We start from the raw sequence: 22987 nt of genomic DNA on the forward strand, positions 1-22987 counted from the left end.
CCCGCTGTCGCCAAAGAGCGCTCCTCATTTGCCGAAGTTGGGAAGATGATCTCGCACTTCTCATAGCAGGTGTTGACGAATTGGAAGAACAGATTGTCGCCGTTCAGCCCGAGAGAAAGAGATCGAATCTCATCGATTAATGTTGCCCGCAACCTTGATCTACGACTTTCCGCTAAACCCAGGAGCGCGGAGTTCGTCCTGACCATGAGCTGCCTGGCCCTTCATGTACGATGATGTGCCCGATGGATTCGACCGCATCAAGCGCCGCATGCTGATTGGCGCGATCGACGCGGATCGGAATTCGGCTTATCCGCAAGGGCCGTCCAGCCGTGAAGTCCACTCATGGATGGGCAAGTTGCCATCGGAGGATGGGGTGGCTTGCGCCGGCTGGCATTGCCCACGTGCCGTTTGGACCGAAGTCGTATGAAGCGAACGATGAAGCCATACTCATCTGCGCGGTGGTGAGGCCGTTAGAGGCCGGTAGTCCCGGTCCGGAGAGGACAGCCACTGGCGCGAGCGTCGTCTCTGTATTCCAGTAAACGTCAGTTGAGATCGGGGCGGAGTTGAAGGCCACTATCCCCGCCGGCTTCTGGATCACAGGTCCGACCGCGAACGACTCGCTGATAGCGCCCGAATTCCTCTGTACCAGGCCGGCGCTGCCGCAGGGGTTTCCTCCGGGGCAGGTTCCGATGTACCGGACGCTACCGGTTGCATACGATTGCGTTACTGATCCCTCGTTGCTACCCACCAGGCCGCCACCGCCGCCGCTATAGGGCCCGGCGGTGACGTTACCGCTGGCATAAGACTGCACGATACGGCCAGTCGCGAGATTTTTACCCACCAGTCCGCCGAGGGTGTATTGCGCGGAGACAGTAACGCTGCTCGACGACCGCTGGATGATGCCATAGTTGTATCCGACCAGACCACCGGAATCCGTGACATCGTTCAAACCGGTCATCAAGTTGATCGACCCGGCGGTGCTGTCAGACAGTACCGTTCCATAATTGACGCCGGCCAGGACGCCATAGGAGGCGAACTCGATAACAGAAGTACTCCTCGTAGCGCTTCCGACAACGGTCAGGTTACGAACAATTCCTCCTGTGCCGATAACACCGAACAAGCCCCACGCACCCATCACCGAACCTTGTTCTCCATGGTCCCCGCGAACTGCACCAAGGGTAAGATTGGTGATGGTGTGACCTGCGCCATCGAACTGCCCAGTGAACGGCAAATTTATCGACCCGATCGTCTCAAATAGCGTCGCACCGGCATCGATGTTCCTGCCCAGCGCATAGTTGCCGGCGGGGTCGCTCGCGACGCTTGTCAGATCGGTCAGGGAATTGACGAGTTTGTAGCTGGTGATCTGCGTCAGCAATCCGCTGAAGTCGGCCGCCGCCCAAGCCGGGTTGCGCCGCTGCGCGCCGGCGACGTATGTGCCGTTCATGTCGTAGAAGGCGCTGACCGCGCCAGTGCTCGCTGACCAGTCCAGCGTGCCATTGTTTGCGACGCTGCCGCCGTTATTGAGGCCTGATGCGTCGGCGCGCAAGGTCAGATTGCCCGCACCATTGTTGGTGATAGTCGCATCCGTCGTCACGGAGACGTTGTGGTACGCGGCGAGCGTAAGCGAAGCCGGACCGGACCAGCGCAGGCTCGACGCGACGCCGAGGTCACCCGTTGCACCGTTGGTTCCCGTCGTGGTCAGGTCGACCGACGTGCCCGCGTTCAGGCTGCGCTGCAACGCATGCGCGGCGGCATCATCAATCGTGAACTCGGGCGTCGACAGATTCCATTGTCCCGCTTGAACCACTGCGTGCCTGCCGAACGCCAGTTGCGCCGCCTGCGTATCGACGGCTCCCCCGCTGCCGTCTGCGTTGCTCGCGGCAATCTTGCCGGACTGGTCGATACGGCCGCTGTCGGCAACGAGCCAGACGTGCCCGTCGCGGCTTGCCGTGCCGGTTGCACGGATGCGCGTGCCGCCGCCCGCGAGGGCATACACGTTGCCGTCGGCGGACTGCAGGCTGATCTGCGCGGCGGTTATCCGTCCCTTGTTGACGACCGTACCCTGACTGCCCGTCTGCACGAACACCTGCCGGCTGCTCGTCGAATCCTGCAACAGCACCTGCCCGCCTGCGGCCAGTTCCGCCGTGCCGTTGGGCGCTGCCACGGTGCCGGCGTTGATGACGGCGTGTCGCGCAATCAGGAACACATCGCCGCCGCTCGAACTGATCTTGCCAAGGTTGATCACGCTTGCATCCGAGTCGCCCGACAGCGTGAGCGCGTCGCTGCCTTTCATGAAGGCGTCGTTGCAGGCATCCAGCGTGGACGCGACGAATCGTCCCCCGGTTGTCACCGCGCCCGACGGCCCCACGACGATGCCCTGCGGATTGATCAGATAGAGGCTGCCCGTGGCACTAAGCCGGCCGAGGATGGCGGACGGCGAGCTCCCCGTCACCCGGTTGAGCGTCGCGCCCGTGCCGTTGTCAAACGTCACGCTGTTGTTCCTGCCAATCGAAAAACTGTTCCACTCGATCACGCCGCGCGTCGAACCCGGTTGCGTGATCACGAGCCCGTTGCCCTGGCTTGCTATCGCGCCCGAGCCGGCCACGTAAGTGCCGCCTTGTGGAAGGACGCCCGCCGCGAGCGTCGCAGCGGAAAAGGACAACCCGATGAACGAAATACCGACGGCGAGCCACAGGCGTCCGTTTGCTTGCCCACGAAGGAGTGGGCGTCGCGCGGGCCGAGGTAGTTTTGGACGTGACATACATCCCCCTTTCCGCGCGGGGCGCGGAATGGTGCCAATGACCCCGCAGAGCCGACCGGAAACACGTGAGTCGCGGCGTCTGAAAGATAGTCGAGCGCCGAACAGTCTGGTTGACGTATGTCAAACGAATCAACGCCCAAGGGGAATGCTGGACGTCGATTTGTTAAATGCCGCAGACTTTTGTTGCGCCCCGATAAGACCTCCCCCAAAAATTTGACAAACTATCTTTAGATATATATCTTACGACACATCTTAAGACACAAATGGAGTGTGCGAGATGCGTCATCATCATCGTTCAGGCCGCCCGCACGGCGGGGACTATCCTTTCGGCGCGGGTTTCGAGCGCCGGTTGCTGCACGCTTGGTGGCATGCGTTCGGCCATGATCATGAAGCTCACGGCCGGGGTCCCGGCGAACACGCCGATGCGGGCCATCGTTTCTCGCCCCATGCGCTCTGGCATGCGATTGGACGCCACCATGACCACCGCGGCGGGCGCGGGCATTTCGGCGGCGGGCCAGGCGGGTTCGGCGGCGAAGGCGACGGGTTTCCGCGCGGCCGTAAATTCAGTTCCGACGATCTGCAACTGCTGTTGCTCTCGCTGATCGACGCGCAACCGAGCCACGGTTACGAACTCATCAAGGCGCTGGAAACACGCTCGAACGGCTTTTATAGTCCGAGCCCCGGCATGGTCTATCCGGCGCTCACGTACCTGGAAGAACTCGGCTACGTCACCGTACAACTCGAAGGCAATCGCAAGCGCTATGAACTGGCGCAGGCGGGGCGCGACTATCTCGCGGCCAACCGCGACCGCGTCGAGCTGATGCTCGCGAAGCTCAGCCACATCGCGCGCAAGATGGATTCGGTGCGTCGCGCGTTTGCCGGTGAAGAGCCGGCCGACATCAGCGAAGGCGGTTGGGCGCCCGAGTTGAACGAAGCGCGCCGCGCGCTGAAAAATGCGCTGCTGCGTCGTGACAATGCGCCGGCCGACGAACAGCGCCGCATTGCCGCGATCCTGATGCGCGCGGTGAAGGAGATCGAAGGCGGGCGCAATCCGGGCAGCGGTCATAGCGACGACGCATCCACGGCGTGACATCGCGAACGCCGGCGTGTCACGCCCGGCTCTTCATCCCACGCACGCCGCGCTAACGCGCGGTACGCGACTCACCGAACCCATCGCTTTGCATCGGACCAGCTCAATGACGACTTCAGAAAACCGACCCGACCTCGCCGTGCATCGCGTGCGGCACCCGCTCAAATTCCGCCTGCTGCAAGTCAGCAAAGTGCAGGCACTGACACCGCACCTGATCCGCGTGACCTTCACCGGCGAAGACTTGCACGACTTCGTGTCCGCTTCGTTCGACGATCACATCAAGGTGTTCTTCCCCGAACCGGGCGCGGACAAACCCGTGCTGCCGGAAGCCGGCCCCGACGGTCCGGTGTTTCCCGAAGGGCGGCGCCCCACCGCACGCGACTTCACGCCGCGCCGCTTCGATCGCGAGGCACATGAACTCGACATCGAATTCGCCATGCACGAAGCCGGCCCGGCAGCCACATGGGCTGCACAAGCGCAGGTCGGGCAGTATCTCGGCATCGGCGGGCCGCGTGGCTCACTCGTGATCCCCGCGGCTTTCGACTGGCATTTGCTGATCGGCGACGACACCGCGCTGCCCGCAATCGCGCGCCGACTCGGGGAACTGCCGGCCGGCAAGCGCGTGGCCGCCGTGATCGAAGTGGCCGACCCCTCGGCTCGCATCGAGTTCGAGACTCAGGCCGAGTTGCATCTGGTGTGGCGTTATCGCAGCGAAGCCGGCTCTCGCGGCGAGGCTTTGCTGCAAGCGGTCCGCGAAATGTATCTGCCCGAAGACGGCGAAGGCTACGTGTGGGCTGCGGGCGAGTCGGCGACCATCCGCGCGATTCGTCATCACCTGTGCACGGAGCGTGGCGTGGACAAAGCGCGTATTCGCGCGGCGAGCTACTGGAAGCAGGGCGCGGCGGCCGTGCATGAAACGATCGACGACTGAGCGCCGTACGAGCATCCGGCTTATGCGATGGGCGGCCAGACGCGTGCAAGCGGCGCGCTTATAACAACAACAAGGAATCTTGCCAATGTATTCAATTGACGCAAAGCATGAGCGCCGTTTGCTCTGGCTGCTTGCGCTGACCCAGTTCACCATCATCATGGACTTCATGGTGATGATGCCGCTCGGTCCACAGATCATGCACGCGTTCGGCATTGCGCCGGCCGGCTTCGCCACCGCGGTGTCGGCGTATTCGTGGTGCTCGGGCCTATCTGGGCTTTTCGCGGCCACCTACATCGACCGCTTCGACAGACGCCGTCTGCTGCTCACCATGTATGCGCTGTTCGCGATGTCGAATCTCGCGTGTGCGCTGGCGAGCAGTTTTACGTTGCTGCTCGCCGCGCGGGCTTTCGCAGGGATCACGGGGGGCGTACTGGCATCGGTGATCATGGCGATCGTCGCCGACGTGATTCCTGTGCAACGACGCGGCGCCGCAACGGGCACGATCATGACGGCCTTTTCTCTCGCCGCAATCGCCGGCGTGCCGGCCGGCGTGATGCTTGGCGCGCATTTCAGTTGGGCCGCGCCGTTCTTCCTGCTGGTCGGGCTGTCATTCGCCGTGTGGGTGGCGGGCTGGCAACTGGTGCCGTCGCTGGCCGGACATCTCAGCCGGCGCCAACCGCCGCTCGCCGAAATACTGCCCGATCTGATGCAGCTTCTCGGCAACCCGCGGCATATGGCCGCCTTTGCACTGACCTTCGTGATGATGGTCGCGCATATGCTGGTCATCCCGTTCATTTCGCCGGTGCTCGTTGCAAATCACGGCGTGTCGCCCGAGCAACTGTCGTGGCTATATATGGCCGGTGGAGCAGCAACGTTCTTCACCTCGCGACGGGTCGGCAGGCTCGCAGACCGGTTCGGTGCACGGCGCGTCTTCCGTATCACGGCGCTGCTTGCCTGTCTGCCAGTCCTTTTCGTCACTCACCTGCCGGACCTGCCGTTCTATGCGCTGCTTCTGTTCTTCCCGGTTTTCATGGTGCTGATGTCGGGGCGAATGGTGCCGATGCAGGCCCTCTTGACCACCGTGCCGCAGCCTGATCGACGCGGCGCGTTTCTCAGCGCAAATAGCGCGCTCCAGGCGCTCGGCACAGGATGCGGCGCTTGGATCGGCGGTCTCATGCTCGGTAGTTCGTCCGCCGGCAAGATAGTCGGCTATGGAACCGTTGGATGGGTGTCGGTCGCCGTCGCGCTTACCGGCATTCTGTGGGTTTCGCGAGTTCGAGGCGCTCAGAGCGATAGCGCCACACCGGCACCCGCGGTCGTCCACAGTGAGGTCGTCAGCGAAAGCTGAGACTCACGGCCCCTACCGCACGGCCCCGGCGCGGTCATCAGACCGGTTCCGCGCCGAGATCCGCCAACGGATGCGCCTCCTGCTTCCACGGCGAACTCAGAAAGTGCCTGACACGCTCGGGCCGCACTTCTGCGAGCGTGGCAGGCGCCCAGCGTCCTTTGCGATCTTTATCGATCAGCTGCGCGCGCACGCCTTCGCAGAAGTCGCCCTCCTCGATTGCGCGCTTCACGATGCCCAGTTCCATCCGGAAACACTCGGCGAGCGTCATCTGCCGGCCACGCAACAGCGCCTCACGTGTGACGTAAAGCATGGTGGGTGAATGCGCGGCGAGCGCGTCGTAAGTGGACTGTAGCCACTGCCTGACTTCCCGCGGCGGGTCGCGTTCGAGATCCTGCCGCAACGTAGCCATGATTCTGTCGACGCCGGAACGCCGGTCGAAGTGCCGCTGGATCAGTTGCGTGAATGGCGTGATCGCCGCGTGCGGCACGATGTTGCACGGCGGCTCGACGACCCCGCGCAATGCGCTCATCAGATCGCCCTCGTGCGACATGTGCTGCAATCGCTGTTCGCACGAAGCCAGCCAGTCGGCCGGCACACATTGATCGGCCAGTTGCAGCCGCAACGCATCGGCACCGGACAACGTCGCGCCCGTCAGGCCCACGTACAACTCGAGTTCCGCGGGCATCACGCTCAGAAAACGCGTTGCGCCGACGTCCGGCAGGAAGCCGATGCGCGTCTCCGGCATCGCAATCTTGCTGCGCTCGGTGACGACGCGCAAACGCGCCGCCTGTCCGAGGCCCATGCCGCCGCCCATCGCGATACCGTCGAGTATTGCCACCACCGGCTTCGGAAAAGTGTGCAGTGCGTAATCGAGCCGGTATTCGTCGACGAAAAACGCCAGCCAGCGGCCGTCGCCGTTTGTGGCGAGCCGGTGCACTTCGCGCACATCGCCGCCCGCACAAAAGCCCTTGTTTCCAGCCCCTTTCAAAGCAATCGCGACAATGCTGTCGTCGTTGCGGCAATGCTCGACGAGCACCGCGAGCTCGCGAATCATCGCGTGCGACAGCGCGTTGAGCGCGGCCGGCCGGTTCAGCGTGATGACCGCGACACGGTTGATCACGCGAAACTGGATTTCTCGTTGAGCTTCGCCGCCTGTAACGGACGCGTTCTCGCGCACGACGCTCTGCAAGGCGCTCATCGTTGCGTCTCCCCGTGAGCGTGCGCTGCGTGCGTCGAACTCGTTGCGGGTTCGCCTTGCGCGATCTGCCAGCGCGGCGTGCGTTTTTCGAGGAACGCATTGACGCCCTCGCGCTGATCGGCACCGTCAAACAGATCGACAAAGCGCTCGCGCTCCAGTGCAAGCGCGGCTGAGCGCGGCACGCCATTGCGCGCCTGATGAATCAGTGTCTTGCTGAAGCCGACTGCCTGCGGGCTCAGTGTCGCGACGCGCGCCGCCATGCTCAACGCAGCCTCGCGCGCGGCACCCTTCTCCACGACTTCTTCAACCAAACCGATGCGCAGCGCGGTCGCTGCATCCACGCGTTCGCCCGTGAGAATCATGCGTTTCGCCCAGCCTTCGCCGACGAGCCACGGCAGCGTTTGCGTTCCGCAACCGCAAGGCAACAGGCCAACTGCGGTTTCGGGCAGCGCCATCACCGCGTGCTGTTCGGCGATGCGTATGTCGCACGCCAACGCGCATTCCAACCCGCCGCCCATCGCAAAGCCATTGATCGCGGCGATCACCACGGGCCGCGCATTCTGCAACGCTTCAAAGGCCGCGCCGAAGCGCGTTGCCGCGACGCGCGCCATTTCGCGATTGCCGTCGGCGAAAGCGTTGAGATCGGCCCCCGCACTGAAGAACTTCGGACCTTCGCCGGTAATGACTATTGCGCGGACACGACTCTCGCCGTTCAGGCGCTCTACCGTCTGCTGCAATTGCAACAGACCGTCAGGTGTGAATGCGTTCGCAGGGGGACGCTTCAGCGTGAGTTGCGCGACGGCGCCCTCATATGCGTAGTCGAGTTCGATCATCGCGCATCTCCATTACCGCTGGCTTTGGCGGTGCTTTCTGCTGTCTCGCGACGATAGAGCTTGATGACTGCGGAAAAGTCCAGACGACCCGCGCCTTTTGCGCTCATCGTTTGATAAAGCTGCTGCGCGAGTGCGCCGAGATAGACCGGTTGACGCGCGAACCTGGCGGCGTCGGCGGCTAGCCCGAGATCTTTCAGCATCAGATCGGTGCCGAAGCCACCGCTGTATTCCCGCGACGACGGCGCACTATCGATTACGCCGGGCATCGGGTTATACGTGTCGGAGCTCCAGCACCGCCCGGTCGACGTATTGATAATACCGGCCAGCACTTTCACGTCGATGCCGAGCGCTTCACCCAGCGACATGGCTTCCGCCACGCCGGCCATCGTGATGCCGAGCACGAGGTTGTTGCAGATCTTCGCGATCTGGCCGGTGCCGGTATCGCCGCAATGCACGATGTTCCTGCCCATCGCCGACAACACCGGCTTGACCTTCTCGTACGCACTGGCACTGCCGCCGACCATGAACGTCAACGTGCCCGCAGCCGCACCGCCGGTTCCGCCCGACACGGGCGCATCGACAAACGTGTTGCCCCGTTGCTGCGCGAGTTCGGCAAACGCCTTCACACTTGCCGGATCGATCGTGCTCGAATCGACAATGGTCACGCCTTGCGGGATGCCGGCCAACACGCCGTCGTCCGCGGTCAGCACGCTGCGCACATGCGCTGCCGCAGGCAGCATCGTGATTACGCATTCGACGTCGGCCACCGCCGCTTTCGGCGAAGCGGCAGCGTGAGCGCCCGCGTCGCCGAGCGCCTGCACCGCTTGCGCATTGAGGTCGAATACGTTTACCGCGTGGCCGGCCTTCAGCAGGTTGTGCGCCATCGGCGCGCCCATGTTGCCGAGCCCGATAAAGCCTATTTTCATGATCTCGTCTCCGTTGTCGCGGCGTCGTTTAGCGCAGGCTGATGGTCGTGTTCACGCCGTCGTTGACCGTGTCGTCGTCGAACCAGCGCGCCGTGACGGTCTTGGTCTGCGTGTAGAACTGCACGACCTGCTTGCCATAGGGGCCGAGGTCGCCGAGCTTCGAGCCGCGCGAACCTGTAAAGCTGAAGAACGGCACCGGCACCGGAATCGGAATGTTGATGCCGACCTGGCCCACGTCGATTTCGCTCTGGAACTTGCGCGCCGCCGCGCCGCTCTGCGTGAAGAGGCCGACGCCATTGCCGAACGGATTGCTGTTGACTAGCGCGATCGCGTCGTCGAGCGTCGCCGCGTTCAGCACGAGCAGGACCGGCCCGAAAATCTCCGTGCGATAGATCTCCATTTCCGTGCTGACGTCCGCGAAAATCGTCGGGCCAATAAAATTGCCTTGCTCGTAGCCGGGCACCGTCACGTCGCGACCGTCGAGTGCGAGCGTAGCGCCCTCTTTCACACCGGCTTCGATCAAGCCGAGAATGCGCTCTTTCGCCGCGCGCGAGACAACGGGGCCGATATCGGTGTTCGGCTCGTTACCGGCGTTCACCTTCAGCGTCTTCGCCTTGGCGACGAGGTCCGGCAGCCATTGCTGCGCGGCGCCCACCAGCACCACCACCGAAGTCGCCATGCAGCGCTGCCCGGCCGCGCCAAAGCCCGCACCCGCAAGCGCATTCAAGGTCTGCTCGCGGTTTGCGTCGGGCAGCACGACGGCATGATTCTTAGCGCCCATCATCGATTGCACGCGTTTGCCGTGTTCGCTGCCGAGGCGGTACACATGTGTGCCGACCGCCGTCGAGCCGACGAACGAGACCGCTTTTACCAGTTCGTGCGTGCAGAGTGCATCGACCACGTCCTTGCCGCCGTGCACCACGTTCAGCACGCCTTTCGGCACGCCCGCCTCCAGCGCGAGTTCGACCAGCTGCATTGTCGACATGGGATCCTGCTCAGAAGGCTTCAGCACGAACGTATTGCCGCATACGATCGCCATCGGGAACATCCACAGCGGGATCATCGCGGGGAAGTTGAACGGCGTGATGCCGGCACACACGCCGAGCGGCTGGCGCAGCGTGTAGGTGTCGACTCCACCCGCGACGTTTTCCGCGAATTCGCCTTGCTGCAAGGTGCCGATAGAACAGGCATGTTCGACCACTTCGAGTCCGCGGAAGATGTCGCCTTCTGCATCGGGAATCGTTTTGCCCTGCTCGGCGCTCAACGTCTTCGCGATACGCGGCATGTGTTCGCGAATCAACGCCTGGTACTTGAGCATGATGCGCATGCGCGCGCCGATCGGCGTGTCCTTCCACGTTTTGAACGCGGCATGCGCCGAGCGGATCGCTTCGTCGACTTCACCGGCGGTAGCGAACGGAACGCGCGCGAGCATCTGTTGCGTCGCCGGGTTGACGACGTCGCGCCATTCGGTCGTCCTGGATTCGACGAACTCGCCGTTGATCAGCAGCTTGACGGTATTCGAAGCAATTGCGCTCATGCTGAAACTCCTGTGCGTTGGCCGCGTGACGGCCGGACAGTGACTGAAAACAGAAAATGTTCGGTAACGCTCTGCGCGGCTCAGCGCAGGTCCGGGAAATCTTCCTCCCAGTACTCGTCCGGCAAGCGCGCCGGTTCCGGCTGACGCTCCATTTCACGGCGCCGCAACTCGACGCGGCGAATCTTTCCGGAGATGGTCTTCGGCAACTCGCTGAACTGCAGACGGCGAATACGCTTATACGGTGCGAGTTTTTCGCGCGAGAACGCAAACACGGCGCGCGCGAGCTCAGGCCCCGCCTGATAGCCGTGGCGCACCGTGACGAATGCCTTGGGCACCGACAGGCGCAGCGCATCGGCGCTCGGCACGACAGCCGCCTCGCCGATAGCCTCGTGTTCGATCAGCACGCTTTCGAGTTCGAACGGGCTCAACCGGTAATCGGACGATTTGAAGACGTCGTCTGCACGACCGACATACACGTAGTAGCCGTCCTCGCGGCGCAGCGCCACATCTGACGTGCGGTAAAAGCCGTTGCGCATGGCTTGCGCGGTCGCTTGCTCGCTGTTCGCATAGCCTGTCATCAGACCGAGGGGCCGCTGCTTGCCATCGGGTCCAATCGGCAACGCGATCTCGCCTTCGGTCACCGGTTGATCGTCGGCGTCGAGCAACTCGATTCTGTAGCCCGGCAACGGACGGCCCATCGAACCCGCAACGACCGGTTGCCCCGGCGAATTGCCGATCTGGCAAGTGGTCTCGGTCTGCCCGAAACCGTCGCGAATCGTAATGCCCCAAGCGTGCTTCACGCGCTCGATGATCTCCGGATTCAACGGCTCGCCCGCGCCGACGATTTCACGCAGCTTCACCGGATAATCGGTAAGGTGCTCCTGCACGAGCATGCGCCACACGGTGGGCGGCGCGCACACCGTCGTGACGTTGAAGCGCACCAGCACATCTAGCGTGTCTTTCGGCACGAAGCGCGCAAAGTTGAAAACGAATACACAGGCCTGCGCATTCCACGGCGCGAAGAAGCAGCTCCACGCGTGCTTGGCCCAGCCAGGCGAACTGATATTCCAATGGATGTCGCCCGGTTGCAGGCCGATCCAGTACATCGTCGACAGGTGGCCGACTGGATAGCTTTGATGCGTATGCTCCACGAGCTTCGGCTTGGACGTCGTACCGGACGTGAAATAAAGCAGCAGCGGATCGGTGGCACGCGTCACACCGTCGGGCGTGAATTGCGGCGATGCGTCATACGCCGCCGCAAGATCGATCCAGCCGTCGCGCGGTGTGCCCACTGAGAGACGCGTCAACGGCACGTCGAGCGAATCGAATTTGGATAGCTCCGCGCTGTCGACCACCACGAAGTTCGCGCCGCCGATCTGCACGCGGTCGCGCACGTCGTCGGCGGAAAGCTGGGTCGTGGCCGGCAGCACGATCGCGCCGAGCTTCATTGCGGCGAGCATCACGTCCCACAGTTCGACGCGATTCGGCAGCATCAGCAGCACGCGGTCACCGCGTTTCACTCCGACGCTGCGCAGGAAGTTTGCCATGCGCGCTGAGCGCTCCGACATTTGCGCATACGAGAGACGCAGCCCTTCGCTGGCCGGGTCGTCGACGATCCACAGCGCGGTGTTGTCGTTGTCGCGTGCGATGACGTCGAAGTAATCGAGTGCCCAGTTGAACTGTTCCAACGCGGGCCATGCGAATTCGCGGTAAGCGCGCTCGTAATCGGTTCGATGGCGCAATAACAGGTCACGCGCGTCGAAAAAGGCTTTCGCTGCAGTCATGGTCGTCTCCTGATGGGCGCGGTATGAATCCGCGTTTGCTCGGGTTTAGTTTTATCCGCAAGCTATTTTGCGCTCAAACGCCGTTCGCACAGCGTTCAAACGTGACGCGCGATCACCATGCGCTGCACTTCGCTGGTGCCTTCATAAATCTGCGTGATGCGGGCGTCGCGGTAGTGGCGCTCCACCGCGTAATCCTCCAGATAGCCATAGCCGCCGTGAATCTGGATCGCGTTCGAGCAGACCTCTTCTGCGACCTCGGACGCGAACAGTTTCGCCTGCGATGCCTCCGACAGGCACGGCTCGCCCGCCGAGCGCAGGCGCGCCGCATGATGCACGAGCAGACGGGCGGCGTTCAGGCGCGTGGCCATGTCGGCGAGCATGTTCGCGATGGTCTGGTGGTCCTTCAGCGCCTTGCCGAATTGCATGCGCTCGCTCGCATAGGCTCGCGCGGCGTCGAACGCGGCTCGCGCAATACCCACGGCTTGCGCGGCGATGCCGATGCGCCCGCCTTCGAGATTCGACAGCGCGATGCGCAAGCCCTCGCCCGGTTCGCCGAGCAGATTCGCTTGCGGCACCGCGCAGTCGTCGAGTGAAATCGGACACGTGTCGGAGGCGCGAATGCCGAGCTTGTGTTCCGGCTTGCCGACGTTGAATCCCGGCGTATCCGTCGGCACGATGAACGCGGACAGGCCACGCTTGCCGCGGTCGGGATCCGTGACCGCGAATACGATCGCGATGTCGGCTCGCGCGCCGTTGGTCACGAACTGCTTGCTGCCGTTGAGTATCCATTTGCCGTCCCGTAGCACCGCTCGCGAGCGCAGATTGTTCGCTTCGGAGCCCGCCTGCGGCTCGGTCAGGCAGAACGCGCCGATGCGCCGTCCGGTCGCAAGGTCGTGCAAATAGCGGTCTTTTTGCGCGTCGCTGCCGAAGTTCAGGATCGGCCCGCAGCCGACCGAGTTATGCACGCTCATCAGCGTCGCACACGCGGCGCAGCCCGCGGCGATTTCTTCCAGGGCGAGCGCGTAGGCCACGTAGTCGGTGTACGAGCCGCCCCACTGCGACGGCACGATCATGCCGAGAAAGCCCAGATCGCCCATTTGCCTGACCACGTCCGCCGGGAGTTGCGCGTCGCGATCCCATTGGGCAGCGTTCGGCGCGAGGCGCTCGGTCGCGAAGTCGCGCGCTGCGTCGCGGATCATGCGTTGTTCTTCGGTGTAGAAGCTGTCCATGGGTCCGAGTCCTTTGCTTGCGTTCGAGGCAAGTGTAGGCAAGCGACCCGCCGGCTTCGATGCTCAGCCCGATCATTGTGTGTGAGCGCATTTGCCATACTGGTACGATGTAGTGCTGCCCACGCGGCCGCTCTCTCGTCCCCTGTTGATTCACCATAGGGAAAACGTTGAGCGCGATTGCCACTCTTGCCCGCTTGTGAACAAACGCCGATGAAGACCGATAAAGGCACGATCTCCGTAAGTCTCGTCGAGGAAACACTCGCGCTTGCCAGGGCATGCGGTTTCGATGCGCTCCCGCTCGCCGAAGCTGCGGGCATCGCCGCGCCCATGCTGGCATCGCCGAAAAGCCGCGTGTCGTCCGCGCAATACGGCGCGCTGTGGGCGGGCATAGCACGCGCGCTCGACGACGAGTTCTTCGGTCAGGACTCGCATCGCATGAAATGCGGCAGCTTCATCGCGATGACGCAGACGGCGCTCACGGCGCGCAACGGCGCGCAGGCGCTGGCGCGAGCGGTTGGCTTCATGCGGCTCGTGCTGGACGACCTGGGCACGTGCATCGAGACGGACGCCCAGCACGTGCGACTGCGCTTCGTCGAACGCAAAGGCGCAAAGCCGCCGACGATGTTCGCTTACGCGACGTATTTCATCGTCGTCTACGGGCTCTTGTGCTGGCTCGTCGGACGCCGCATACCATTGATCGAGGCGCGCTTTCGCTGCGCGGAGCCTCCCGCCGCGCACGAGTACCGGCTCATGTTCTGCGACGACATGGCATTCGGGCAACCGGAGTCGTACGTGGATCTGTCACCGGTGTTCGCCGACCTACCCGTGATCCAGACGGCCAAGTCGGCCAAGCCGTTCCTGAGAGACGCGCCGGCAAGCTTCATCGTCAAATACCGTAATCCCGGCTCCTTCGCGGCGCGCGTTCGCAAGACGCTGCGCGCGCTGCCCATGATGAACTGGCCCGCAGCTGACCAGATGGCCGCGCGCCTGCACGTCGCCGAGGCGACGATGCGGCGGCGGCTGAAACAGGAGGGTCATACCTATCAGTCGATCAAGGACGACCTGCGCCGCGACATTGCAATCGGCGAACTGCAGCAATCCGGGCGCACGATCGCGGACATCGCCGCATCGGTAGGCTTCGCCGAGCCGAGCGCATTTCATCGCGCATTCCGCAAATGGACAGGCATGCGGCCCACCGACTACCGGCCGGTGCGTGCGGACTTCACGCGGCGCCTGGAATCGGACTAAGCTGTAAGCAGCAGGCCAGTCTTACTGGAGTGTCGGCCCGCGCCGGTCGATACCCGTCGACGGCGCGCGGCGCCCTTAGCGATGAGCACGTATCCGCGTCGCCCGTTCCGGCAATCCGGCGCGCATCGGCCGTTTATCCACGGCGGTGTTGTGCGCCCGCTCATGCGCGGCATGACCGCGCGCGGGATGCTTTTGGCGTTCGTATTCGGGATCGCGGTTGCGTTCGTAAGTGGCTTGCTGTTCGCGTCATGCGAATACTCGTTCGCGCCCGCAGCCCAGGCAGCGCCGGTCACTACACAGGCCGCCACCGGGCATGCGCCCAACAGCGTCGTCGTGATTCCGATGAGCGGCGCGATCGGTCCCGCAAGCGCCGACTTCATCGTGCGCAGCCTGCAGCGCGCCGCCGACGACCACGCTCAGCTCGCGGTGCTGCAACTGGATACGCCGGGCGGGCTCGATACGTCCATGCGGCAGATCATCAAGGCAATACTCGGCTCGCCGGTTCCGGTCGCGACGTTCATCGCCCCGAGTGGCGCGCGGGCGGCGAGCGCAGGCACCTACATCGTCTATGCAAGCCACATTGCGGCGATGGCGCCGGGCACCAATCTCGGTGCGGCGACGCCGATCCAGATGGGCATTGGCGGCGCGGAGCCGCCAGGCCGCGAAAAGCCGGGACTGCCCGGCTTGCCCGGTACTGACGACCGGGAGCCGAAGGCGCCGGCCAGTTCAGCGGGGGCTGCTTCCGGCACTGCATCCGCCGGCGCTTCCGGCAACGCTTCGCGCGGCGCGGCGAGTGACGCCGCTACCAGCGGCGCAAGCGCGCTCCCGCTCGACACTCAATCGACAGAACTGCGCAAGCAGGTCCACGACGCCGCTGCCTACATCCGCGGCCTCGCGCAAATGCGCGGGCGCAACGCCGATTGGGCCGAACGCGCGGTGCGCGAAGCGGTGAGCCTGAGCGCTAGCGACGCGCTCGCGCAACATGTCGTGGATCTGAACGCGCGCGATGTGCCGGATCTGCTGCGCCAGCTCGATGGCCGCACTGTCACGACGAGCACCGGCAACGTCAAGCTCGCGACAGCCCAGGCCCCCGTCGTAATGCTCGAAGCCGACTGGCGCAGCCATTTCCTCGCGGTGATCACCGATCCGAACGTCGCGCTGATGTTGCTGATGCTAGGCATGTACGGCCTCTTCTTCGAGTTTGCCAATCCTGGCTTCGTGCTGCCGGGCGTAGTCGGCGCAATCAGCTTGCTGATCGGTCTGTTTGCCATGCAGATGCTGCCGATCAGCTACGTCGGCCTCGGTTTGATCTTTCTCGGCATTGCGTTTCTGATTGGCGAGGCGTTCCTGCCGACGTTCGGTTCGCTTGGCTTCGGCGGGATCGTCGCGTTCGTGATCGGCGCGTTGATGTTGATGGACACCGATGTGCCCGGTTACGGCATCCCGTTGCCGATGATTGCCGCCGTCGTCGTATTCAGCGTGGTGTTCGTGCTTGGCGTGTCGAGGCTCGCGCTGCGCGCGCGGCGCAGGCCGGTCGTGACCGGTTCGGAAGGGTTGATCGGCAGCGTGGGCGTCGTGCTCGAAGGCGGTCTGCCTGTTGGCTCCGCTGCGGCCAATGGCATGGCCGCCGGCTGGGCGCAGGTCAAGGGCGAGCGCTGGCAGGTGTCGAGCGCGGTTCCCGTCGCGGCGGGCCAGGCGGTGCGCGTTACCGCGCGTAATGGGCTGACGCTAACGGTTGTGCCCGTGGCGCCAGTCGAGGGCATGGTGGAGCAAAGGGCTCGCGCGGGAATGGGGTGATGTGGGATGGGGGTGATGGGCTGAAGCGCTAACTCTGGTCGACCGCTCTGCATGGGACCAGAGTAAGCGCTGAAGCGCTAACTCTGGTCGACCGCTTTGCATGGGACCAGAGTAAGCGCTGAAGCGCTAACTCTGGTCGACCGCTTTGCATGGGACCAGAGTAAGCGCTGAAGCGCTAACTCTGGTCGACACAGGAGACAGTTCATGATTGGGTTTACTTTTGGTTTCACCAGCATTCTGATCCTGATGGCGGCCGCGCTCATCGCTTCGTCAATCAGAATCTTTCGCGAGTACGAACGCGGCGTCGTGTTCATGCTCGGCCGTTTCTGGAAAGTCAAAGGGCCGGGGCTCGTGCTTATCATTCCCGTCGTCCAGCAGGTCGTGCGCATTGATCTGCGCACCGTCGTATTCGACGTGCCGCCGCAGGATGTCATCACGCGCGACAACGTCTCGGTGAAGGTCAACGCCGTCGTGTACTTTCGCGTCGTCGATCCGGAAAAAGCCGTGATCCAGGTGGCACGCTATTTCGAGGCGACCAGCCAGCTATCGCAAACAACGCTACGCGCAGTGCTCGGCAAACATGAACTCGATGAACTGCTCGCGGACCGCGAACAACTGAACGCCGACATCCAGAAAGTGCTCGATGCGCAGACTGACGCGTGGGGCATCAAGGTCGCGATCGTCGAAATCAAACATGTCGACATCAACGAAACCATGATCCGCGCGATTGCCCGTCAGGCCGAAGCGGAGCGCGAACGGCGCGCCAAGGTGATTCACGCGGAAGGTGAATTGCAGGCGTCGCAGCATCTGCTGCAAGCAGCACAGACGCTCGCGCGCGAGCCGCAGGCGATGCAGCTGCGCTACCTGCAAACCCTCACCACGATCGCCGCCGACAAGAACTCGACCATCGTTTTCCCTTTACCGGTCGATCTGCTGAACGCTGTGGTCGAGCGTCTCACCAGACCGCCGTCACCTTGATCCCGAACACCACTTTCGCTCGTCGGATGAACGGTGCACTGCCTCGCAACGCCTTATCCCGGATACGTGCGAAATTTACAATGTTCGAGTCGTCTATCACCGCTCCGAAGGAGCCCGTCATGAAAGTGTTCTTTCGATTTGTACCCGGCGCGCTCTTGGCCGCCGCCAGCATGAGCGCCGCGTTTGCGCAGTCGTCAACCCGCGCCTACGATCCCTCTGCGCCGAAGACGCGCGCCGAGGTCAAGGCCGATCTGGTCGAGTGGCGCGCCGCCGGCTATGACCCGCTCGACTGGATCAATTACCCGTACAACGCGCAGCGCGCCGCACGCATCGTCGCCGAACGGCGCGCGCAGCAACCGGCGCCGAGCGTCACGCAATAAACATCGCTCTGCCGAACGGCAGGCTGCGCTGCCCCGCACCCGCGATCGCAACGGTCGCGAGCGGCGGGCGGCTCGAATGCAGCCTGCCGTTCTTAGCTTGATTCCGGCTTCGGCCTTCTGGGCCATCTCAGCGCGACATCGTAAATTCGCTTGCGGCTGCGGCGGGGGCGCTGGCAAGGTATCATCTCGCCCCTACGACGAGAGACCCGCCATATGGATTCAATAAAACGTTACTTTGGCCTCGACGCGGCCGGCACAAACCTGCGCACGGAAGTGCTGGCCGGCCTGACGACTTTCCTGACCATGGCTTACATCATCTTCGTCAACCCGGCGATTCTGGGCGACGCGGGGATGCCGAAAAACGCCGTGTTCGTTGCGACCTGTCTGGTCGCGGCGCTGGCCTCGCTGATCATGGGCCTTTATGCGAACTACCCAATAGCGCTCGCGCCCGGCATGGGGTTGAACGCGTACTTCGCGTACACCGTGGTCAAGGGCATGGGTTTCACGTGGCAAGCCGCGCTCGGCGCAGTGTTCGTTTCCGGTTGCCTGTTCCTCGTGGTCACGCTGTTTCGCGTGCGCGAAGTGATCGTCACCGGCATTCCTCACTCCATACGCATTGCCATTACCGGCGGCATCGGCCTCTTTCTCGCGATCATTTCGCTGAAGACGGCGGGCGTAGTGGTCGGCAATCCGGCCACGCTCGTCACGCTCGGCGATCTGCATAACCCGCATGTGGTGCTCGCGGTCATCGGCTTCTTTGCCATCGTCACGCTCGACTACCTACGCGTGCGCGGCGCAATTCTGATCGGCATTGTCGGCGTGACCGTGCTGAGCTTTTTCTTTGGCGGCAACCAGTTTCACGGCATCGTTTCGGCGCCGCCGTCAATTTCGCCGACACTGTTTCAGCTCGACATTCGCCGCGCATTGTCTACGGGCGTGCTGAACGTGATTCTGGTGTTCTTCCTCGTCGAACTGTTCGATGCAACCGGCACGCTCATGGGCGTGGCCAATCGCGCGGGCTTGCTGGTGGAAGGCAAGATGCACCGCCTGAACCGCGCGCTGCTGGCTGACAGCACTGCCATTCTGGCCGGTTCGATGCTGGGCACATCGTCCACCACTGCTTACATCGAGAGCGCGTCGGGCGTCCAGGCAGGCGGGCGCACCGGCATCACCGCGATTACCGTGGCCGTGCTGTTCCTCGCGGCGCTCTTTTTCGCGCCGCTCGCGGGCGTGGTGCCCGGTTACGCGACGGCGCCGGCGCTGCTCTACGTGTCGTGCCTGATGCTGCGCGAAATGGTCGACCTGCCGTGGGACGACGCAACCGAAGTCGTACCGGCCGCGCTCACCGCATTGCTGATGCCGTTCACCTACTCCATCGCCAATGGCGTGGCGTTCGGTTTCATCTCGTATGCGGGGCTGAAGCTGCTCACGGGCCGCGCGCGTCAGGTGAAGCTGGTGGTGTGGATCATCGCCGCGATTTTTCTGTTCCGCTATTTCTATCTCGGCAGCGAGTAAGCTCACACCGGGCCCGGCGTGCCGCTCTCCTCAGGCACGCCAGTTCGCTTCATAAAAGCGCACATAGCCGCTTCGCAGCACGACGCACTGCGCGCTCGTTTCCGACAGCAGACGCCGCGTGGCTGCTTCGATTCGCTCACGGTGCGTGTCGAACGCGCCCACCATGTCTTCGAGACGCGGTGAAGCGGCACCAAAGTGATCTTCCAGCGCTTCCGCGGTGATCGTGCACTCGACCCTCTGCCCATCGACCAGCGCCGGAAACGCCAGGGTGAGTTCGCGACCTGAATATTCAGGACTTTCGTTCGGGAAAAGGATCTGCATGGGAGTCACCTGGAAGTTGGGCACTGCGCATGATTCGCATGGGTAATGCGCACGCCGGTTAAAGCTGGTCGCGCCTTCAGCTTCTTCCTCCTTGTCTAATGCTGGCGACGCGGGCTCGTCATCCGTCGCATGCGGACGCAGTTCGCGCCCCGCGAGGATGATTTGATTCACTTTAGACGAGTTCGCGCGCGGCGCAAGTTTTCCTTTTTGTTTGCATGATCGCGGTGCGGGGCGCGCACAGATTGTGCACGGTGCGTCGTGCCGCCGCGGTATTTTCCCTGCCGCGCACAACCGTTGACGTCCTGTACTATCGGTGTTGGGCCGCAAGCGTGCATGCTGCGCTGCGGCATCGAAAGGCGGGCAATGTACCCGCCTGTCCGATCACCGGAGACATGCCTTGACCCATCGCACTGCAACGCCGCCCACCGTCGGTCGGCCCGACGTCATCGCGCAAGCTCACGCGCGCTCGGTCGAACTCGGGCTGCGCGCATCGGAAGCGCCGGATTTTCATCCGCTGAACCGGCTTGCACTGCGCGAACTGGTGGATCGCAATCAGTCGCTTTATACGCACGCATTGCCGGTCATGGAAACGCTGCACGCGCAGATCGTCGATACCCAAAGCATGGTGCTGCTGACCGACAGCCGCGGCGTGATCCTGCATAGTCTCGGCGACAGCGATTTCGTCGAGAAGGCGAACCGTGTCGCGCTCTGTCCGGGTGTATCGTGGGCGGAGGCCGATCGCGGCACGAATGCTATCGGCACTGCGCTCGTCGACGCGCAGCCGACCGTCGTTCATGCAGATGAACACTTTCTGCACGCTAACCGTATTCTCACCTGTTCATGCGCGCCGATTGCGGATCCGTTCGGGCATACCATCGGCGCACTCGACGTCAGCGGCGACACACGCGGCTTTCACAAACATACGCTCGCGCTCGTGCGCATGTCCGCGCAGATGATCGAGAATCATCTGTTCTCCAATCAATTCGCCGATGCGGTCCGCGTGCACTTCCACGCGCGCGCCGAATTCATTGGTACGCTCTTCGAAGGACTTGCCGCGTTCGGCGCGGACGGTACGTTTCTCTCGGCAAACAGGAGCGCGTTGTTCCAGTTCGGCCAGCCGCTCGCCGCTTTGCAGAGACAACCGTTCCACGCGCTTTTCGGCGTCCCTTTCGCCCACGTGTTGCAGCAGATCGCTCGCGCGACCGGCGAGAACACCGTGCTCACGTTGCCGAGCGGCGTGCGGGTCGTCGCGCGCGGCGAATATGCCGCGCAGCGTTATGTGACGCCGTCAATCGGCGCAACGGAAGGGTCGCGCAGCGTTACGTCGAAAAGTGTGCGTGGTGTGCCGCATACCGCCAATCCGGCGCCCCTCGCTACGCTTGAAACGCTCGACACCGGCGACGCGAAAGTGGCCGCGATTCTGGCGCGCGTGGCCAAGGTTCGCGGCCGCGACATTCCGATCCTGATCCTCGGGAAAACGGGCACCGGCAAGGAGTGGCTCGCGCGCGCGATCCATCACGATTCGCCGCGGCGCGCGGCGCCGTTCGTCGCGTTGAATTGCGCATCGCTGCCCGATACGTTGATCGAAGCGGAGTTGTTCGGCTATGAGGACGGCGCGTTCACCGGCGCTAAAAAGCGGGGCAGCGTCGGCAAGATCGTGCAAGCCGACGGCGGGACGCTCTTTCTCGATGAAATCGGCGATATGCCGCTCGCCCAGCAAGTGCGGCTGATGCGCGTGCTGCAGGAACGCACGGTGCTGCCGCTCGGCGGTACTCGCGCGATTCCGGTGGACCTGCGGATCGTGTGCGCGACGCACCGCAATCTGCGCGCAATGATCGCAGAAGGCACCTTCCGCGAAGATCTGTACTACCGGATCAATGGACTCGTAGTGACCTTGCCCGCACTGCGCGAGCGCACGGATCTCGCCGCGCTGGTCGGGCGAATGCTCGAACTCCAGCCCGAGGCCGACGGCTTGCCGCGCCGCGTTTCTGCGGCGGTTCTCGAGCGCTTCATGCAATGCCGTTGGCCCGGCAATCTGCGGCAACTGGCCAATGTACTGCGTACCGCAAGCATCATGGCCGAGGGCACGGAGCAGATCGAACTCGACGATTTACCCGAAGACTTTCTGCACGATTGCGACGATGCGGCGGCCGACGACAACGCGCCGTCAACTGCCGGAGCCGCTGATGATGCGACAGGCGATGCAGGCAGCGCACACACACTTCAGCCTTCGCGAATGGACGACTGGCAAGCCGCGCTGATCGCGCAGACGCTGGCGCGCCTCGACGGCAACGTATCGGCCGCGGCACGAGAACTGGGGCTCGCGCGCAATACGGTGTACCGATATTTGCGGCGCGGTGGGGCGGCTCATTAGGGTGTTGTTGCTGCGGGGTTGTTGCTTAGTGCTTTCCGCTGCCATCAGAGTGCTCGCATCACAACGTCCACACTGCCGCCGCCCTCCTGTTGACCCCGCGCATTGTCCATCCGCCGTGTAAAGTGTGACGCGTCCAGCCACACATTCTCACGATGTCCGATCAAAACCGCCCGCCTCTCGTTCGCGTGGAGCCGCTCGGCTGCAGCTTCGAAGCACCCGATACGCTGACGATTCTCGAAGCCGCCGGCTTTGCGAACCTGCGTCTGCCCCGCTCGTGCCGCAACGGTACTTGCCGCACATGTCTGTGCAAAATGACGGCCGGACGCGTGCGCTATACGATCGAATGGCCTGGACTCAGCCGTGACGAAAAACAGGAAGGCTACATCTTGCCGTGCGTTGCGATCGCTGAAACCGACGTAGTGATTGAAGTACCGGAAGCGACAGAAATCCCGCCATCACGCTAAACAACGCGACGCGAGATCCCCGATGCTGATGCGTCCGGTGTGCGCGCGTTCACTCTATCGCAGCAAAGCGCGGCATCTTCGCGCCCTCATGCTCCACGAGCTCGAAGAACACCGACGCCGGGCGCGTCCAGATCGTGCCGTTGGCCGCTCTGTAGACGATCATCGTGACAGCCGGGTCCGACTCCAGCGTCGCCTCGCATATCAGTTCGTAAATACCGCCTTTGTAATGCCGGTAACGTGTGGTCTGCACCATTGAATAGTCCTTGTGAGGAA

The 22987-nt window shown here is 63.3% G+C and carries 19 protein-coding genes; 10 read left to right on the forward strand and 9 right to left on the reverse strand.

Going from position 1 to position 22987, the window contains the following annotated elements; all coding sequences use genetic code 11:
- Nucleotides 1–340: 340 nt before the first annotated feature.
- The gene (locus OH764_RS26845) at nucleotides 341–2761 is read right to left on the reverse strand and encodes a two-partner secretion domain-containing protein (protein WP_498849167.1); all 2421 of its coding nucleotides are present in this window, start codon (nucleotides 2759–2761) and stop codon (nucleotides 341–343) included.
- Nucleotides 2762–3038: 277 nt separating this feature from the next.
- Here OH764_RS26845 and OH764_RS26850 point away from each other — a divergent pair, with 277 nt between their 5' ends.
- The 3 genes from OH764_RS26850 to OH764_RS26860 all read left to right on the forward strand — a co-directional run bounded on the left by OH764_RS26850 (nucleotide 3039) and on the right by OH764_RS26860 (nucleotide 6130).
- A complete protein-coding gene (locus OH764_RS26850; protein WP_498849168.1) occupies nucleotides 3039–3851 on the forward strand; it encodes a PadR family transcriptional regulator in 813 nt (270 codons plus the stop codon).
- 106 nt (nucleotides 3852–3957) lie between these two features.
- Complete coding sequence (locus tag OH764_RS26855; protein ID WP_498849169.1) at nucleotides 3958–4782, forward strand: siderophore-interacting protein; 825 nt, start codon at nucleotides 3958–3960, stop codon at nucleotides 4780–4782.
- Between the two features lie 85 nt (nucleotides 4783–4867).
- The gene (locus OH764_RS26860) at nucleotides 4868–6130 is read left to right on the forward strand and encodes an MFS transporter (protein WP_498849170.1); all 1263 of its coding nucleotides are present in this window, start codon (nucleotides 4868–4870) and stop codon (nucleotides 6128–6130) included.
- Between the two features lie 37 nt (nucleotides 6131–6167).
- On the opposite strand, the gene OH764_RS26865 is transcribed toward OH764_RS26860, so the two are convergent.
- The 6 genes from OH764_RS26865 to OH764_RS26890 all read right to left on the reverse strand — a co-directional run bounded on the left by OH764_RS26865 (nucleotide 6168) and on the right by OH764_RS26890 (nucleotide 13637).
- The gene (locus OH764_RS26865) at nucleotides 6168–7328 is read right to left on the reverse strand and encodes an enoyl-CoA hydratase/isomerase family protein (protein ID WP_498849171.1); all 1161 of its coding nucleotides are present in this window, start codon (nucleotides 7326–7328) and stop codon (nucleotides 6168–6170) included.
- Nucleotides 7325–8161, reverse strand: coding sequence for an enoyl-CoA hydratase (locus OH764_RS26870; protein ID WP_498849172.1), 837 nt, complete (start codon nucleotides 8159–8161; stop codon nucleotides 7325–7327). Before OH764_RS26870 ends, OH764_RS26865 begins: the two co-directional genes overlap by 4 nt.
- Nucleotides 8158–9087: an HIBADH family dehydrogenase gene (gene mmsB / locus OH764_RS26875; protein ID WP_498849173.1), complete on the reverse strand. Its 930-nt coding sequence runs from the start codon at nucleotides 9085–9087 to the stop codon at nucleotides 8158–8160. The genes OH764_RS26870 and mmsB overlap by 4 nt, the downstream gene beginning before the upstream one ends.
- Nucleotides 9088–9115: 28 nt before the next feature.
- Entirely contained in the window at nucleotides 9116–10624 is a 1509-nt protein-coding gene (locus OH764_RS26880; RefSeq protein ID WP_498849174.1) for a CoA-acylating methylmalonate-semialdehyde dehydrogenase, read from the reverse strand.
- 80 nt (nucleotides 10625–10704) lie between these two features.
- Complete coding sequence (locus OH764_RS26885) at nucleotides 10705–12408, reverse strand: acyl-CoA synthetase family protein (RefSeq protein ID WP_498849175.1); 1704 nt, start codon at nucleotides 12406–12408, stop codon at nucleotides 10705–10707.
- A gap of 95 nt (nucleotides 12409–12503) precedes the next feature.
- Nucleotides 12504–13637: an acyl-CoA dehydrogenase family protein gene (locus tag OH764_RS26890; RefSeq protein WP_498849176.1), complete on the reverse strand. Its 1134-nt coding sequence runs from the start codon at nucleotides 13635–13637 to the stop codon at nucleotides 12504–12506.
- Nucleotides 13638–13847: 210 nt separating this feature from the next.
- On the opposite strand from OH764_RS26890, the gene OH764_RS26895 reads away from it, so the two are divergent.
- From OH764_RS26895 to OH764_RS26915, 5 genes are all read left to right on the forward strand, one after another.
- Nucleotides 13848–14885 carry an AraC family transcriptional regulator gene (locus tag OH764_RS26895; protein WP_498849177.1) on the forward strand — a complete coding sequence of 346 codons (1038 nt, stop codon included), beginning with the start codon at nucleotides 13848–13850 and terminating at the stop codon, nucleotides 14883–14885.
- An 81-nt stretch (nucleotides 14886–14966) separates the two neighbouring features.
- Nucleotides 14967–16682 carry an NfeD family protein gene (locus tag OH764_RS26900; protein WP_498849178.1) on the forward strand — a complete coding sequence of 572 codons (1716 nt, stop codon included), beginning with the start codon at nucleotides 14967–14969 and terminating at the stop codon, nucleotides 16680–16682.
- 204 nt (nucleotides 16683–16886) lie between these two features.
- Nucleotides 16887–17660 carry a slipin family protein gene (locus OH764_RS26905; RefSeq protein WP_498849179.1) on the forward strand — a complete coding sequence of 258 codons (774 nt, stop codon included), beginning with the start codon at nucleotides 16887–16889 and terminating at the stop codon, nucleotides 17658–17660.
- A gap of 119 nt (nucleotides 17661–17779) precedes the next feature.
- Nucleotides 17780–18040 carry a DUF4148 domain-containing protein gene (locus OH764_RS26910; protein WP_498849180.1) on the forward strand — a complete coding sequence of 87 codons (261 nt, stop codon included), beginning with the start codon at nucleotides 17780–17782 and terminating at the stop codon, nucleotides 18038–18040.
- Nucleotides 18041–18253: 213 nt separating this feature from the next.
- Nucleotides 18254–19555, forward strand: a complete 1302-nt coding sequence (locus OH764_RS26915) for an NCS2 family permease (RefSeq protein WP_498849181.1) — start codon at nucleotides 18254–18256, stop codon at nucleotides 19553–19555.
- 30 nt (nucleotides 19556–19585) lie between these two features.
- On the opposite strand, the gene OH764_RS26920 is transcribed toward OH764_RS26915, so the two are convergent.
- Complete coding sequence (locus OH764_RS26920) at nucleotides 19586–19876, reverse strand: DUF1488 family protein (protein WP_498851309.1); 291 nt, start codon at nucleotides 19874–19876, stop codon at nucleotides 19586–19588.
- A gap of 397 nt (nucleotides 19877–20273) precedes the next feature.
- On the opposite strand from OH764_RS26920, the gene OH764_RS26925 reads away from it, so the two are divergent.
- Together OH764_RS26925 and OH764_RS26930 are read left to right on the forward strand one after the other, a co-directional pair.
- On the forward strand, nucleotides 20274–22250 hold the full coding sequence (locus tag OH764_RS26925) for a sigma-54-dependent Fis family transcriptional regulator (protein ID WP_498849182.1): 1977 nt from the start codon (nucleotides 20274–20276) through the stop codon (nucleotides 22248–22250).
- A 152-nt stretch (nucleotides 22251–22402) separates the two neighbouring features.
- The gene (locus OH764_RS26930; protein ID WP_498849183.1) at nucleotides 22403–22714 is read left to right on the forward strand and encodes a 2Fe-2S iron-sulfur cluster-binding protein; all 312 of its coding nucleotides are present in this window, start codon (nucleotides 22403–22405) and stop codon (nucleotides 22712–22714) included.
- A gap of 49 nt (nucleotides 22715–22763) precedes the next feature.
- Here OH764_RS26930 and OH764_RS26935 read toward each other — a convergent pair whose 3' ends face one another.
- Nucleotides 22764–22967: a DUF1653 domain-containing protein gene (locus OH764_RS26935; RefSeq protein ID WP_498849184.1), complete on the reverse strand. Its 204-nt coding sequence runs from the start codon at nucleotides 22965–22967 to the stop codon at nucleotides 22764–22766.
- Between the last annotated feature and the right edge of the window lie 20 nt (nucleotides 22968–22987).

This window comes from Burkholderia sp. M6-3 (assembly GCF_050858985.1).
Classification (GTDB): domain Bacteria; phylum Pseudomonadota; class Gammaproteobacteria; order Burkholderiales; family Burkholderiaceae; genus Paraburkholderia; species Paraburkholderia caledonica.

Excerpts from the sequence above, each read along its gene's own strand:
- mmsB (WP_498849173.1), bottom strand. The coding sequence starts at position 9,087 with ATGAAAATAGGCTTTATCGGGCTCGGCAACATGGGCGCGCCGATGGCG.
- OH764_RS26910 (WP_498849180.1), top strand. The coding sequence starts at position 17,780 with ATGAAAGTGTTCTTTCGATTTGTACCCGGCGCGCTCTTGGCCGCCGCC.
- OH764_RS26935 (WP_498849184.1), bottom strand. The coding sequence starts at position 22,967 with ATGGTGCAGACCACACGTTACCGGCATTACAAAGGCGGTATTTACGAA.
- OH764_RS26850 (WP_498849168.1), top strand. The coding sequence starts at position 3,039 with ATGCGTCATCATCATCGTTCAGGCCGCCCGCACGGCGGGGACTATCCT.
- OH764_RS26920 (WP_498851309.1), bottom strand. The coding sequence starts at position 19,876 with ATGCAGATCCTTTTCCCGAACGAAAGTCCTGAATATTCAGGTCGCGAA.
- OH764_RS26890 (WP_498849176.1), bottom strand. The coding sequence starts at position 13,637 with ATGGACAGCTTCTACACCGAAGAACAACGCATGATCCGCGACGCAGCG.
- OH764_RS26895 (WP_498849177.1), top strand. The coding sequence starts at position 13,848 with ATGAAGACCGATAAAGGCACGATCTCCGTAAGTCTCGTCGAGGAAACA.
- OH764_RS26880 (WP_498849174.1), bottom strand. The coding sequence starts at position 10,624 with ATGAGCGCAATTGCTTCGAATACCGTCAAGCTGCTGATCAACGGCGAG.
- OH764_RS26845 (WP_498849167.1), bottom strand. The coding sequence starts at position 2,761 with ATGTCACGTCCAAAACTACCTCGGCCCGCGCGACGCCCACTCCTTCGT.
- OH764_RS26915 (WP_498849181.1), top strand. The coding sequence starts at position 18,254 with ATGGATTCAATAAAACGTTACTTTGGCCTCGACGCGGCCGGCACAAAC.
- OH764_RS26900 (WP_498849178.1), top strand. The coding sequence starts at position 14,967 with ATGAGCACGTATCCGCGTCGCCCGTTCCGGCAATCCGGCGCGCATCGG.
- OH764_RS26865 (WP_498849171.1), bottom strand. The coding sequence starts at position 7,328 with ATGAGCGCCTTGCAGAGCGTCGTGCGCGAGAACGCGTCCGTTACAGGC.
- OH764_RS26855 (WP_498849169.1), top strand. The coding sequence starts at position 3,958 with ATGACGACTTCAGAAAACCGACCCGACCTCGCCGTGCATCGCGTGCGG.
- OH764_RS26885 (WP_498849175.1), bottom strand. The coding sequence starts at position 12,408 with ATGACTGCAGCGAAAGCCTTTTTCGACGCGCGTGACCTGTTATTGCGC.
- OH764_RS26870 (WP_498849172.1), bottom strand. The coding sequence starts at position 8,161 with ATGATCGAACTCGACTACGCATATGAGGGCGCCGTCGCGCAACTCACG.
- OH764_RS26905 (WP_498849179.1), top strand. The coding sequence starts at position 16,887 with ATGATTGGGTTTACTTTTGGTTTCACCAGCATTCTGATCCTGATGGCG.
- OH764_RS26860 (WP_498849170.1), top strand. The coding sequence starts at position 4,868 with ATGTATTCAATTGACGCAAAGCATGAGCGCCGTTTGCTCTGGCTGCTT.
- OH764_RS26930 (WP_498849183.1), top strand. The coding sequence starts at position 22,403 with ATGTCCGATCAAAACCGCCCGCCTCTCGTTCGCGTGGAGCCGCTCGGC.